At 65.3% G+C, this 12,763-nt stretch carries 14 protein-coding genes and 1 pseudogene; 9 read left to right on the forward strand and 6 right to left on the reverse strand.

Annotated features, from left to right (window positions below):
* Nucleotides 1-10: 10 nt before the first annotated feature.
* From OCQ_RS11685 to OCQ_RS11700, 4 genes are all read right to left on the reverse strand, one after another.
* Nucleotides 11-400, reverse strand: coding sequence for a hypothetical protein (locus tag OCQ_RS11685; RefSeq protein WP_008256554.1), 390 nt, complete (start codon nucleotides 398-400; stop codon nucleotides 11-13).
* Nucleotides 397-1,188: an SDR family oxidoreductase gene (locus OCQ_RS11690; protein ID WP_008256555.1), complete on the reverse strand. Its 792-nt coding sequence runs from the start codon at nucleotides 1,186-1,188 to the stop codon at nucleotides 397-399. The genes OCQ_RS11685 and OCQ_RS11690 overlap by 4 nt, the downstream gene beginning before the upstream one ends.
* A gap of 3 nt (nucleotides 1,189-1,191) precedes the next feature.
* The gene (locus OCQ_RS11695) at nucleotides 1,192-2,100 is read right to left on the reverse strand and encodes an RNA polymerase sigma-70 factor (protein ID WP_008256557.1); all 909 of its coding nucleotides are present in this window, start codon (nucleotides 2,098-2,100) and stop codon (nucleotides 1,192-1,194) included.
* 119 nt (nucleotides 2,101-2,219) lie between these two features.
* The gene (locus OCQ_RS11700) at nucleotides 2,220-3,029 is read right to left on the reverse strand and encodes a PPOX class F420-dependent oxidoreductase (RefSeq protein ID WP_008256558.1); all 810 of its coding nucleotides are present in this window, start codon (nucleotides 3,027-3,029) and stop codon (nucleotides 2,220-2,222) included.
* Between the two features lie 174 nt (nucleotides 3,030-3,203).
* Here OCQ_RS11700 and OCQ_RS11705 point away from each other — a divergent pair, with 174 nt between their 5' ends.
* Both OCQ_RS11705 and OCQ_RS11710 read left to right on the forward strand, forming a co-directional pair.
* Nucleotides 3,204-3,911: a DUF899 domain-containing protein gene (locus tag OCQ_RS11705; RefSeq protein WP_008256559.1), complete on the forward strand. Its 708-nt coding sequence runs from the start codon at nucleotides 3,204-3,206 to the stop codon at nucleotides 3,909-3,911.
* Nucleotides 3,908-4,384: an SRPBCC family protein gene (locus OCQ_RS11710; RefSeq protein WP_014384673.1), complete on the forward strand. Its 477-nt coding sequence runs from the start codon at nucleotides 3,908-3,910 to the stop codon at nucleotides 4,382-4,384. The genes OCQ_RS11705 and OCQ_RS11710 overlap by 4 nt, the downstream gene beginning before the upstream one ends.
* Nucleotides 4,385-4,420: 36 nt before the next feature.
* Here OCQ_RS11710 and OCQ_RS11715 read toward each other — a convergent pair whose 3' ends face one another.
* Nucleotides 4,421-5,059 (reverse strand): maleylpyruvate isomerase family mycothiol-dependent enzyme, encoded by a 639-nt coding sequence (locus tag OCQ_RS11715; protein WP_008256561.1) that lies wholly within the window; start codon nucleotides 5,057-5,059, stop codon nucleotides 4,421-4,423.
* 479 nt (nucleotides 5,060-5,538) lie between these two features.
* Between OCQ_RS11715 and OCQ_RS11720 the strand changes: the two genes are divergently transcribed.
* From OCQ_RS11720 to OCQ_RS11750, 7 genes and pseudogenes are all read left to right on the forward strand, one after another.
* Entirely contained in the window at nucleotides 5,539-6,297 is a 759-nt protein-coding gene (locus OCQ_RS11720; protein WP_014380107.1) for a TetR/AcrR family transcriptional regulator C-terminal domain-containing protein, read from the forward strand.
* Between the two features lie 187 nt (nucleotides 6,298-6,484).
* Nucleotides 6,485-7,234 carry a cutinase family protein gene (locus tag OCQ_RS11725; protein ID WP_036428861.1) on the forward strand — a complete coding sequence of 250 codons (750 nt, stop codon included), beginning with the start codon at nucleotides 6,485-6,487 and terminating at the stop codon, nucleotides 7,232-7,234.
* An 83-nt stretch (nucleotides 7,235-7,317) separates the two neighbouring features.
* On the forward strand, nucleotides 7,318-8,202 hold the full coding sequence (locus tag OCQ_RS11730; RefSeq protein WP_008256566.1) for an MEDS domain-containing protein: 885 nt from the start codon (nucleotides 7,318-7,320) through the stop codon (nucleotides 8,200-8,202).
* Between the two features lie 226 nt (nucleotides 8,203-8,428).
* Nucleotides 8,429-9,172 carry a GAF and ANTAR domain-containing protein gene (locus OCQ_RS11735; protein ID WP_036428863.1) on the forward strand — a complete coding sequence of 248 codons (744 nt, stop codon included), beginning with the start codon at nucleotides 8,429-8,431 and terminating at the stop codon, nucleotides 9,170-9,172.
* A 122-nt stretch (nucleotides 9,173-9,294) separates the two neighbouring features.
* Nucleotides 9,295-10,439, forward strand: a pseudogene (locus tag OCQ_RS11740) (PP2C family protein-serine/threonine phosphatase).
* A 69-nt stretch (nucleotides 10,440-10,508) separates the two neighbouring features.
* Complete coding sequence (locus OCQ_RS11745; RefSeq protein WP_008256568.1) at nucleotides 10,509-10,835, forward strand: SseB family protein; 327 nt, start codon at nucleotides 10,509-10,511, stop codon at nucleotides 10,833-10,835.
* 170 nt (nucleotides 10,836-11,005) lie between these two features.
* A complete protein-coding gene (locus OCQ_RS11750) occupies nucleotides 11,006-11,716 on the forward strand; it encodes a cutinase family protein (protein WP_014380113.1) in 711 nt (236 codons plus the stop codon).
* 55 nt (nucleotides 11,717-11,771) lie between these two features.
* On the opposite strand, the gene OCQ_RS11755 is transcribed toward OCQ_RS11750, so the two are convergent.
* Entirely contained in the window at nucleotides 11,772-12,746 is a 975-nt protein-coding gene (locus OCQ_RS11755) for a PPE family protein (RefSeq protein ID WP_014384678.1), read from the reverse strand.
* Between the last annotated feature and the right edge of the window lie 17 nt (nucleotides 12,747-12,763).

Here is a 12,763-nt window from a genome sequence, read left to right on the forward strand (position 1 = left end):
CGGACTCCCCTTAGTCGCGCCCTCGGGTGAGGATCAGCAACCCGGTCGGCAGCGTGGCGATCGCGAGGGTTGTGGTCTGCGCAACCGCGGCCGTCGTCGTGACGTTCTCGAGGTGTGTGACGTGGAAGACCAAGTGCGGGACTGCGAACAGCAGGTAGGCGCCCAGTGCGACCCGGACCAAGCGTCGTTCCATCGTCATCGCGGCGGCGACGACGACGAGTGCCAGCGCGAGGTTCATCGCGCCGTAATCGCGCATGAGGTGTTCGGAGTAGGGCGGGATGCGATCGACCCACGGGACATAGTCGTAAAAGGCCCGAGGAGCCAGCGTCGCGACGAGCCCGACCGCGACTTCCACGAATGCCAAAAACCACAGTCCGCCGCGCAGCACGGGGCTGGTCATCGTCGCCTCAAGTAAGCGCGGATGGCGTCGCGGTACGGCAGCCGGCCGGCGGCTTGCTGTTCTTCGAGGTATTGCTCGAACGTGATCGTGCCGGCGGTGTGCTCGGGGGTCAGCAGCCCGCCGCCACGAATCCCACCAAATACCTTGCCGGGCAATCGGATCGGGACCATGGGACGACGCCTACCGGCAATCGCCAGGTAGCTGCGGGCGAGATCGTCGAGCGTACGCGCCTGTGGACCCCCGAAATCTGGTGCGCGCCCGATCGGCTCGCCGAGGGCCAAACCCGCCAACCGTTCGCCCACGTCGCGCACGTCGACCGGTTGGAATTTCAGGCCTGACGGCAGCGCCATGACCGGCGGTTTCGCGAGCACGCGCAATACGAAAGCGATCAGGTCGTGAAACTGCGTCGCCCGCAGCACCGTCCATGGCACGCCCGACTCGGCGATCGTGCGTTCGTTGGCGAGCATTCTGCGGTAGAAGGCGAAGGGAACGCGATCGATCCCGACGATGGAGACGTACAGCAGATGCGCTGAACCCGCCCGTTTGGCAGCCGCGACCAGGTTCTCGGTGGGATAGACGCAGTGCACGATCGTGTCGACGCCGTCCAGCGCAGCATCGAGCCCAGCACCGGTCTGCACGTCCCCCACGACATGTTCGACGTCCGCGCGTTGGTTCGGGCGCCGTCCGCGGCTCAGGACCCGGACGTCCTTGCCCGCGGCCGTCAGCTGGTCGACGACGACGCGGCCTACAGTTCCGGTGCCGCCGGTTACGAGTACACAGTTCGTCACGTCTTATGAACCGGATGGCGCCACCGGATGTGACAACTGCTTGGCAAGAAAGCGCAATTTGTCCGGATTGGCCAAGACCCGCAGCGCCGCTATCTGGTCCCCGGCGATGTCGAAGCACAGGACGCCGGCCAGCGTGTCGCCGTCGAACGCCAGCATCGCGGGCTCGCCGTTGATCTCGGCGACGTCGAGACGCGGACCCGCCTGCGCCAGGTTCCTGCCGAACACGCGCGCCACATAGCGGGCCGTCCGATCGCGGCCCGAGACGACGCGCCGGGCGGCCGCCACCTTGCCGCCGCCATCGGCCGTCGACGTCACGGTGTCGGTCAAGATTTCGACGAGTCCGTCCACGTCGCCGGCTCGGGCGGCGGTAAAGAACCGTTCGACGAGGCGCCGCCACTGCGCCCGGTCCGGTTGGAAGCGCCGCCGGGGCTCACCCAGCCGCTGGCGCGCCCGCCGGTACAGCTGGCGGGCATTGGCTTCCGAGGTTTCCAGGATCTCGGCGATCTCGAAATGGCTGTAGGCGAACGCTTCTCGGAGCACGAACGCCGCACGCTCGGTGGGCCCGAGTCGCTCCATCAGGCTCAGCAGCGCGATCGATACCGACTCGCGCTGTTCGGCGGTCTCGAGCGGCCCGAGCGTCCGGTCGTCGGTGAGAACGGGTTCGGGAAGCCACGGGCCGGGGTAGACCTCCCGGCGGGCGCGGGCCGACGTGAGCCGGGTGAGGCACAGGTTCGTGACGGCCGTGGTGAGCCAGGCCGGCAGCGATTCGATGGCCTCCGCATCAGCGCGGTGCAGGCGCAGGTACGCGTCCTGCACGGCGTCTTCCGCCTCGCTCGCCGACCCCAACAGCCGGTATGCCAACCCGAACAGACGCGGCCGCTGAGACTCGAAATCCCGCACGACATCGCTCACCCGTGCAAGCCTGCCACCGGTGCGCGCGGATCAGAATCGCTGAGAAACCTCGCCCGATATCTCGACCGCGGTGGCACGTTGACGAGTGGCGTTGCTGAACCTGGAAGCGCGACGTTGGGCTACTCGAATCGAGACGACGGGGTCAGCTCCGCGTGGACCGTGCGACCGAACTTGGACCGCATCAAGCGATGCGCCGACGGGACCAGGACGCCGTGCAGGAAGGGATACTTCTGCCGCAGCAGGCGCCCCACCTGCCGATACTCATCTCCGTCGAGCAAGCGCACGACGCCAGGTTGCACGGGTCCCGTCGGCTTGCCCGACCCCGTGGACGGCCCGAATTCGACGGTTGGGTTACGCCGGATCCGGCGGATCTTGACCGCTTGCTCGAAACTCCGGAAGTAGGCGCGATCGCCGTCCACGACGATGCTGACGGGGCTCGAGCCGGGGGTGCCGTCCTTGCGAAAGGTGATCAGCCGGATCGTCTTCTGGCGCACCAATGGCGCCAACGTCTGGCTGGTGGCCATGGGAACGCTGCCCAGTACGTAGCCCAGTTGATGTAGCCGCAGCACGAACGCCGCGACCAGGGCCACCGATACCGCACCGAGCGCCCACGCTTGGGCGGGCGAACCTCCCAGGTCAAGGTCCATCACGTGGTTCACGGTATGCACGGTGTTGGCCACAATGAACCCCGCGAGGGCGACAGCCAGAGCGTCCGCCCAGATCAGGGCGAGCAGCAGCGTGATTCCCAGGCCTATCTGGAACGCGCCCACGTCGTGCAGAAAGTGCTGGTGCTCGCCAAACCCGACGGCACGGGCGAATGAGGGCGGATCGAGCACACACCAGATCCCGATGCCGGTGGTGACCGTCCCGACAAAGGCCGTCACCGCGATCAGGTATGCCCGCGCAATGCCACTCAAGCGCTTCATCATGCCGCCTCTCCCACAATTGGCTTGTCTGTTCCTCATTCGCTAGACGGGACGGGGCGGCAACATGTGACATCGCTAGCGGCGGCATCGACGGGCCGCCCATCCCTACCGATGAATCCCGGGCGCTCCGGCAGTCAGTCCTTCCAGACGAACAAATCGAGAGCGAAGGTAGATGCCATGCCCCCCGAAACCGCGGCCTTGCCGCCTGTGGTCGATCACCGAACCTGGCGCGCCGAACTCGACAAACTGCGCAAACGTGAGAAGGCCGCCACCCGCGAGCTGGATGCGATCGCCGCGCAGCGCCGCCGACTGCCGATGGTCGAGTTGCCCGACTACATTCTGATCGGTGCCGACGGGCCCATCCGCCTGGTCGACGTGTTCGACGGTCGCGCCCAGCTCATCGTCTACCACCACATGTGGTCGGACGGCGCGGAGTGGCAGTGCAGCGGGTGCACCGGCTTTACGTCACAGTTCACCCGGCTGGAGTTCCTCGACCGCTATGACGCCCGGTTCGTCGTTGTCACCAACGGACCGATCGAGGAAGCACTCGCCTACAAGCGCAAGGTCGGCAATCGCATGGATTGGTATTCGTCATCGCAGAGCCCCTTCGCCGCCGACATGGATGCGCCACCCGGCGGCGGTTTCGGCGTCAACGTGTTCCTACGCGACGGCGGCACCGTGTACCGCACGTGGCATACGAACGGGCGGGGCACCGAACAACTCAGTCACACCTTCGCGTTGATCGACGTCCTGCCATGGGGCCGCCAGGAGGAATGGCTCGATTCACCCGAAGGCTGGCCCTCGCGACCCACATACTCCGGATGGCTCGACTCCCCCGCTATCGCAGCCGCCTACGGCCCAGGGACAAACGAGGACAACGCATGAGCGCCAGCGATGAACGATACGTCGTCACCCGCACCATCGCCGCGACCCCGGCCGAGATTTTCGCTGTCCTCGTCGACCCAGCGCGCCACCAGGACACCGAGCCCACCGACTGGGTCCGCGACCCGGTCGACACTGCGCCGCTCACCGGCGCGGGACAGATGTTCGCGATGAACATGTACCTCACGCGGGCGGGAGGCGACTACGTCACGCACAATCTGGTCAACGTGTTCGACGAGAACCGTGTCATCGGGTGGATGCCGGGCGTGCTCGACGACGCGGGCGGGCATGTGCCCGGCGGGTGGTTCTGGCGTTACGACCTCGCCCCCAACGGCCACCGCACGGACGTCACCCTCACTTACGACTGGAGCGGCACGCCGCAGCACTTCCGAGAACGCGTTGGTGAAATGCCCATTTTCTCTGAGGATTACCTGGTCGCATCGCTGGCCGCTCTGGAGCGATGGGTCGCGGACTGATCACATCTCCCCTACCCGGCACCAATGCACCCATCGTCAAGCGGACAGCAGCCGTTGGCGCAGTACAGGCAGTCCGGGCCCATCGAGTTTGTCCAGCAGCGCGCTGCGGCCGCTGACGGCCATCATCAAAGCGGACGCGCGGCCCCGGATTTCGGCTCCCTTACGCCAGGATCGATCAATGTCGGTGCCGTGCAACGAGATGCCCCGCAGTCGGCCCAGCCGCACGAAGCCAACGGGCCATGGCCCAGTCAGGAAATCCAGCGCAAGCCCGACGCTTTCGGGATCGGGATCAAACGGGAGCCCGAGCGGAATGCTGATGTCGCCGCCGTGGATCAAGATATCGGTGAACGGAGCCACCGGCCCGATCACCGGCGGGCTCAAAGGGTGATCGGCGCACTGACGCAGGGTGGCAACGATTTCTGCGGCCGGCCGCTGCGCACGACGACGCGCGAGCTCATCAATCGCGCGGTTCAGGCTGCCGCGGCGCAGAGCCATCGTCATGGCCGGCGGGAGTCCATCAGCGACCGAGCAGGCGAGATGGGCGGCCACCGTCTTGACGTCCCAGCCGGCACACAGGCTTGGCGTTGCCAGCTGGGTGTCGTCCAACCCTTCGACCAGTGTCGCGATCCGGCGCCGCTCGTTCGCGACAGCGGCGAAGACACGCTCGCGGTCCACTCGCACGAGAAAAACTCTATCGCTGGGATGCGACCGCCGTAGCGGCTAAGAAGGATTTTAGCGCGCCTGGCGTGCATCGCCGTTGATGGCTAGTGGCACGAATCCGTCTGTGGCACCAAAGGTCTGGAGGGAACCAGGGGCCGTTACCGCAGCCGGAACCGCGGAGCAATCGTCAGGTCTCGTATAGACGGGAGCGGCGCCGACCGGGCGTTGAGAGGCGTCGACGTGATGTTGCTGCCGCGGTCGCGGACTTCGACGCTTATCGGGGCCGAGCGCGCCAGTCAGGGATCGCTGTCGGGTCGGCTTCCTTATCTACTGAGATGCCCGCAATCGCCCCTATTGCGATCGGTAGCAGCTGTAGAGTCGGCGATACAAAGAATTACCGAGGTGATCATCTCGCCGCATCTGGTCGACAAACACCACTTGTATAGGCCGAATCTTCGATGACACGTCACCGATCCAACGTAGGAGGCGATTCGGTGAACGGTGATGGCCGCGACCGCACACAGCGTGACATAGCCGATGCTGACCAGCAGGTGGTGACATCGGCTGATGGAGACGATGCTCCCCGGGGCGCGCGGTTGACCCGCGAAGTGGTTTTGGATACCGCCATCGCGCTCGTTGACCGCGACGGTCTGCCGCAGCTGACCATGCGTCGGCTGGGGGCGGCCTGCGGCGTGGAGGCGATGGCGCTGTACCGCCACGTTCACAGTCGTGGTGACCTGCTCACCGGCATCATTGACCGCATCGTTGATCGCCTCCACGCCGAACAACTTGCCGCGCGTCGTCAAGAGGACGGCTGGCAGGACTACTTGGTACGCCTGGCGCATGGGGTACGCCAAATCGCCCTTGAACACCCGCAGATATTCCCGCTGTTGGCCACGCATGCGCCCGAAGCGCCATGGGTCCGCCCGCCGCTGCGCAGCCTGCGCTGGATGGAAACCTTCCTCGAGACGCTCTTCTCCTACGGCTTCGACGACGATGCGGCAGTGGCCGCCTACCGCGCCTACACCACGTTCCTGCTGGGCCAGTTGCTTCTGGAAGTGCACGCCCACGGCGCCGAACTACATCCGGACGAGGCCATTCTCGACGGCGAACCACCGCGTCGGCATCTCACGGGCTACCCGTGCCTGCAGCGGTTACAACCGATGTTGTCCGAGGATCACAGCACCGCAGAGTTCGAAGAGGGACTCGAGTCGTTGCTCGATCGCATCGAACTTCTGATGGCTCGTCGCTAATAGGGCTGTCGCCGCCGACAACCCAACAATCGCGCCCACCTGTTTACAACGTAAGCCCTGCTGTTTACGCTGTAAACGACGCGGCGTGCTCGTCAGCCACCAGCAATGCGACTCTGGTCCGTTGCGGCCGAACGGTGCACTGCGGTTCCGCTCAGGCCCGAAACGACGAGGAATACGAAACGTGCGCGTGCATTTGGTCGTTGGATTTGTAGGTATTGCGCTGGCATCGGTGCTCCCGTCCGCCGCGGTTCCCCTCGCCGTCGCCCGGGGATGTCCCGATGTCGAGGTGGTGTTCGCACGCGGCACCGGTGAGCCACCGGGCGTGGGCCCGACGGGACAGGCGTTCGTTGACGCTGTGCGCTCGCGGGTGCGCGCCGGCTCGTTCGACGTGTACCCGGTCAACTACCCCGCCAGCGACCAGTGGGACACCGGCCTCGAGGGCATCAAAGACGCTGGCGCGCATGTGGTTTCCACGGCCAACGGATGCCCCAGGACCAAGATGGTGCTCGGCGGCTATTCGCAGGGCGCGGCCGTGATGGGCTTTGTCACCTCGGATGCGGTGCCCGAGGGCGTTGATCCCGCAACGGTACCGAAACCATTAGCACCTGAAGTGGCCGATCACGTCGCCGCGGTGGTGCTGTTCGGAATGCCCAATGTGCGGGCCATGAACTTCCTGGGTCAGCCGCCGGTGGTCATCGGACCGACGTATGCGGCCAAGACCATCAAGGTGTGCGTTCCCGAGGACCCGGTGTGTTCTGATGGCCTCAATTTCGCCGCGCACAACACCTATGCGGACAACAGCAGCATGATTGACCAGGGCGCAAATTTCGCCGCCGGGCGGCTTAATCAAGATGCCGGGAATCCCCCGATTCCCGCGCCGGCGCCTGATAACCCACCACCCGCGCCGGGTGACTGGTCTGGAAACCCCATCGACTGATGGCGCGGAATCAGGATTGGCTCTGCACGCAGCCACCGCCGACGTGCTCGACGCTTGATTCCATGGAGCCCACAGCAGCAGAGGTGACCTCGGCTTTCGAGCATCTCGGCTGGAAGTTCCAGGACCGCACCGACTTCCACGCCCGCGCTGCGCGGTACATCGCCGAGGGACTCGCCCATAATTACTGGATCGAATTCGTCGGGCACGGCAGCCGCGAGCAATTGTGGGCGGAATTGACGGCGCTGCCCGGCATCGCCGACCGGCTTACGGCCGGCGGGGTCGGCGTGACACCGGCATCGAAGTTTTACGCCGTCTTAGACGGCACCGACATTGTGGACCCGCATACCGCTGTGGCCATCAGTGTGGCGGCCCTCGATCACGCAATCCAAAATGGTTACAACGGCTTTCGCGTGGTCGTCGACGCTACGACATTGGCCCGCCGCCCCGACCAACGCGCCGCCCTGTCGCAATTTGAGTTCCTCCTCTCCCGCACGATGACAGGGCTGCCCTTTTCCGCGCTGTGCGCCTACGACACCCATCAGCTGGCGGGTGCCGCGGACGAACTCATTTGCCTTCACCCCGATCTCGGTGAGCGTGCGCCCCGTTTCCGGCTGCACCCTGCACCGCAAGCAACGTTCGCGCTGACCGGCAATATCGACTTACACAGCGACGGGCTCTACACCACCGCATTGCAACGCATTTGGTCGCTGCTCGACGATGACCCGCTGATCGTCATCGACGCGCAAGGCCTAGAGTTCATCAGTCACCAGCAGCTTTACACCCTCGATCACCACGCGCGCGCCAACGGCCGCACCGTGATTCTGCGAACCGGTCAACGAATCCCCACCAGGCTGGTCGGCGTGCTTCAACTGACGAACGTGGAGTTGCAGCCGGCACCGCCGCACAACGCAACACAAGCGACCGGGTCCTCCGCCGGGCAGGTCACCTACGCAGGATCGGCGGGATGAACGCAGGGGCACTGCGGTCACGTGGTTTTACAACGGAGTTCGGCAGCGCGCGGACTGCGACAGGCGCCCGCGCCGTACCGACATCGGGAGGGGGTCAGGCTCACCAGTGGGCAGAATATTGCCACAGCGACGTTGCGGGCCGGCGGGAGCCAAGGGCCGGCCAGGTCGAAACCTGGCGCGCCGGCGCACCTTTGGCGGCGTGAGGCTATGACGAGGCGGGTTGAGGATGCCAGACGGTAACGAATCCCCCGATGTGGCGGTATCGCGTTCGCGTGCCGAGCCCACCGCGGTATTCACCGGCTTAGCCGACATCGTCTACCAAGGCTCAACGCCCGCAGAGATCTATGCTGCGATCTGCATCGCAGCCACACTCATGGTTCCCGGCTGCGACCATGCCAGCGTCATGTTGCGCGACAACCACATCGCCACGACGGCGGCAGCCAGCGACAGCGTCGCCCGCAAGATCGATAAGCTCGAGCAAGCGCTCGGCGAAGGCCCTTGCCTGGATGCCATCTCGGAGGAAACCCCACAAATCGATCCCGATCTCCGCGCCGGCAGTCAGTGGCCCGCTCTGGCCGCCCGGGTCCTCACCGAAACACCGGTGCACGGAATCATGGGCTTTCGCCTGCTTGTCGGCCCTCACAAAATCGGCGCCCTAAACCTGTTCTCCGACAGCCCCAATGCGTTCGACATGGTGGCCGTCGAACGCGCAATCCTTTTGGCGGCTTTCGCCGGCGTCGCCGCCAACGCCGTGGCTCAAGGCGAAGATGCCGCGACATTGCAACGCGGCCTTGCCAGCAACCGCGAGATCGGCAAAGCCATCGGCATGCTGATGGCGCTCAACGACCTCACCGAAGCCGAGGCCTTCGATACGCTGCGCCGCGTATCCCAAGAGGCCAACATCAAGCTCGTCGACGTCGCTGCCGCAATGGTGAAACGCCACACCCGCGGCGCCGCGGGCGAGATCTGAACGTGGTGGGCCTGCACGCAACGCACGACAGGTCCCGCGAACAACCCGAGTCGACCTGGGCCTTCACCGGTGATCGGGAATTGATTCCGTTGCGTGCTCCCATCACGCCCGCCGCGCGGTCCTTGTCCGTGCTGCTGATCGAGGACGACCGCGCCGATGCGCTACTCGTCGAAGATCTGATCGATGATGCCGTCAGCGGCATACGGCTGGTGTGGGCGCGGTCGATGGCACACGCGGAGCAGGTGTTTGCCTCGGCCCGGCCCGACTGCGTGCTGCTGGATCTGCATCTGCCGGACGCCAGCGGAATGGACGCTCTCGAGCGCATCACCAAACGTGATGCCACCGTACCGATTGTCGTGCTGACGGGCTGAACGATGAAGATTTCGGAGCTACGGCGGTGGCGGCCGGTGCCCAGGACTTCTTGGTCAAGGGCCGCGTCCAACCCGACGTGGTGCGCCGTGCGCTGCTGTATGCGATCGAACGCAAGCGCGCCGAGCTGATGGCCGTCGACCTGGATGCCACCCAGCTGCGGGCCCGCGAGAACGCCATACTCGAACGGGGCCTATCGGCCTCCCCGCTGCTACTCGACAACCCGGGCGTCGACTTCGTCGCCCGGTACCGGCCCAGCCGCGAGCACGCGCTGCTATGCGGAGGTTTCTACGACGTCATCCAAACACCTGACCGCACCGTGCATGTGCTGATCGGTGAGGTCGCTGAGGACGGTCCCCATGAGGCACCACTAGGTGCGGCATTGCGGATCGCGTTTCGTGCGCTCACCCTCGCCGGCGTGCACGACGTGGCGAGGATGCACCACCTCGAGCGAGTGCTGCGTTCAGAACGAAGCGGCTCGGGGATCTGCGCCACGGCGCTCACCCTGCAAATCTCCCCCGACAACCCGCGCCTCAAAACGATCCGTGCCGGGCATCCCGGGATGTTGTTACACGGCGGCGGCACCGTGGAATGGATCATGCCTCCGGCCGGCCCGGCGCTGGGACTGCGCGCCGACGACTGGCCACAACACGAGCTGGAACTGCCGGATGATCAGGGCCTGGTGTTGGTGACCGACGGACTCTTCCAAGGGTTTTCAAGCAACGGCAGCCAACCCCTGGACGAGGACGGTCTGCTCGCTCTGGCCCGTTCCCACGCACACTTGCCCGGCATACAATTCGTCGACGCGCTCATCGACAGTGCCCACCAGCTTGCCCAGCCACACGGTGGGTTTACCGATGACATCGCCGTGCTGCGCCTCGAGCGGTCTGCCAGATGACCACGATCGCCGCGCTTGCCCCGGCGGCGGTTGCCAGAAGCAACGGCGTCCGGCGGAAGGGAGAAAATTGTGTGGCCATTCAGAAAGAAGAAGCCGGCCGAAAAAGCTGCTCGCGACGCTAAGGTCTACTACTCCACTCCTTTTGGCGACACGAAGGACGGCAAACAAAAGCCGTTTTTGCTTGAACGCGACGGTGCGTGGTTCGTCCCGGTTTTTCGCAGCGTGGAGACGATGAACGAGTTCTATGAACGAATGAACCGCGCCGCGTACATGATAGTTGAGGGAGACATTAAAGACGTGCTGGAGACCAACCGCTCAATTGAGGTGATGAAGAACGTGGGAATTGTGATTGAGCCGTTGAGCGAACATCCCGTTGAGATCGCGCCTGACGCTTGACGGACGCTGAGGAAGAGTCAGGGCCCGACACCGCGCCAGGCGTGCAGCGCGCTCGTCGTGATGCGGCGCGCCGGCCTGGTTGCCTCACCCTCAGTGGCAGGCAGAACCTCAGTCCGCTGCCGCTGAATAATTGCCGGTTTCGGGTCAATCGCGTCTGGGCATTCGCATGCATGAGCTCGCTACGATCCATTCGCTATCTCGCTACTGCGGTAGTAACAGCCTCGGCGGCGCTGTTGAGCGCGCCCGTCCCGGCGGCCTCCGCCGAACCGTGTCCCGACGTCGACGTGGTCTTTGCTCGCGGCACCGGCGAACCACCCGGGGTCGGCGGGGTCGGGCAGGCGTTCGTCGACGCGCTCAGCTCGCGAGTCGGCGGAAAGTCGGTGCGCGTCTCTCCGGTCAACTACGAGGCGAGCGGCGACTTCAACGGAGGCATCGCCTTCGCCCGAACCTTTGTGGACGGGATCAAGGACGCCGGCGGCCACATCGAATCCACGGCGTCGAACTGCCCCAGAACCAAAATGGTGCTCGGCGGGTATTCCCAAGGCGCTGCCGTGGCCGGCTTTGTGACCTCCCCTGCCATACCCAAGGAAGTGCCACAGGAGTTCGTGTCCTATGTGCCGCAGCCGTTGCCGCGGGCGGTCGCTGATCACGTGGCCGCGGTGGTCCTGTTCGGAACACCCTCCAATGAATTCCTGCGCGGCGCCGGCGCGCCACCCATTACGATCGGTCCGCTGTACGCAGGCAAGACCATTCAGTTGTGCGCCCCCGACGACACGGTTTGCAATGGCGCACCTCCTGGACCGCCCGGGATCGCGCATACCCTGTACGCGGCGAACGGCATGGTCGACCAGGGCGCGGATTTTGCTGCCCAACGTCTGTAGCGCCACACTGCGAATAGTCCTGAGACACAGCGGTATTGTGAGGCCGGATGCCCGCTCACCACAGGAGGTTGGACGGGTCGATCAGGACATAGTCGCTATCCGATGTCTCGAGCTCAATGCCGCGGGGCATCGCGGCTTTGGCCCAGGATTGGGGCACCGACAGTGCCCCGATCGAGGACGCGCGACCTAACCGCGCCGTTGCCGAGGTCGTAGCGCCGCCGACCTGACCCGGGAGCGGCAGCAACGCTGCGGCCCTTTTCAGTGACGCTGTCTTGTTAAGCGAACTCAGACGGCTTATCGCGAAGTCGGTGGGAGCGGACAGTGAACCCAGTTTTGACAGCGGTGATGTCGCCGCGGACAGGCATGCGTCGAATGTCGTTATCGGCGAACGAGACAGCGCCCGCAGCGCTCGGGGAATCACGGGCATCACGTGGCCGCCGGCCGATACCACTTGCGGAGCCGCGATCAGGCTCCACGCGGTTTCTGCGACCGCGGGGTCGTGCTGGCCCGATCCCACGGTCGGCGGCGAGTCGAATGGTGCCAGAGTTGACGCGGCCGCAGCGGCTGCGGCATAGGCGTACATGGCGTCGGCGTCCTGTGCCCAGATCCGTTCGTAGCCAGCGTCCGTGTCGGCGATTGCGGGGCCGTTTTGGGCCAGGCCGTTTGCCGTCACGAGCGCCAGCCGCAGCGCGCGGTTGGCGTCGATCACCGACGGCGGCACCACCGCCCCTAACGCGGACTCGAATGCGTCGGCGGACGCTCTCGCTTGGCGCGCGGCCTGCCGCGCGCGGGCGGCGACGGCATTGAGCCATGCGGTAAAGGACACCACCGCCGCCGCGACCGCGATCGACGCCGGGTGCTGCTCTACCTGGAATAGCATCGACGCCACCGAGCCATAGCTCTCCGCGATGTCGTATAACTGCGCCGCCGTTTCATCCCACGCCTCAGCCGCCAGGCTCATCGAGGCCGAGCCGGGACCTGAATACAGTCGGCCGGAATTGATTTCCGGTGGTAGCTCACCGAGACTCACTGATTACTCACTTCAGC

The sequence above is a fragment of the Mycobacterium paraintracellulare genome (assembly GCF_000276825.1).
GTDB classification, from domain to species: Bacteria; Actinomycetota; Actinomycetes; order Mycobacteriales; family Mycobacteriaceae; genus Mycobacterium; species Mycobacterium intracellulare.

What these genes read in the sequence shown, in the direction of transcription:
- OCQ_RS11685 (WP_008256554.1), bottom strand. Translation starts at nt 400, where the DNA reads ATGACCAGCCCCGTGCTGCGCGGCGGACTGTGGTTTTTGGCATTCGTG.
- OCQ_RS11700 (WP_008256558.1), bottom strand. Translation starts at nt 3,029, where the DNA reads ATGATGAAGCGCTTGAGTGGCATTGCGCGGGCATACCTGATCGCGGTG.
- OCQ_RS11705 (WP_008256559.1), top strand. Translation starts at nt 3,204, where the DNA reads ATGCCCCCCGAAACCGCGGCCTTGCCGCCTGTGGTCGATCACCGAACC.
- OCQ_RS11710 (WP_014384673.1), top strand. Translation starts at nt 3,908, where the DNA reads ATGAGCGCCAGCGATGAACGATACGTCGTCACCCGCACCATCGCCGCG.
- OCQ_RS11735 (WP_036428863.1), top strand. Translation starts at nt 8,429, where the DNA reads ATGCCAGACGGTAACGAATCCCCCGATGTGGCGGTATCGCGTTCGCGT.
- OCQ_RS11750 (WP_014380113.1), top strand. Translation starts at nt 11,006, where the DNA reads ATGAGCTCGCTACGATCCATTCGCTATCTCGCTACTGCGGTAGTAACA.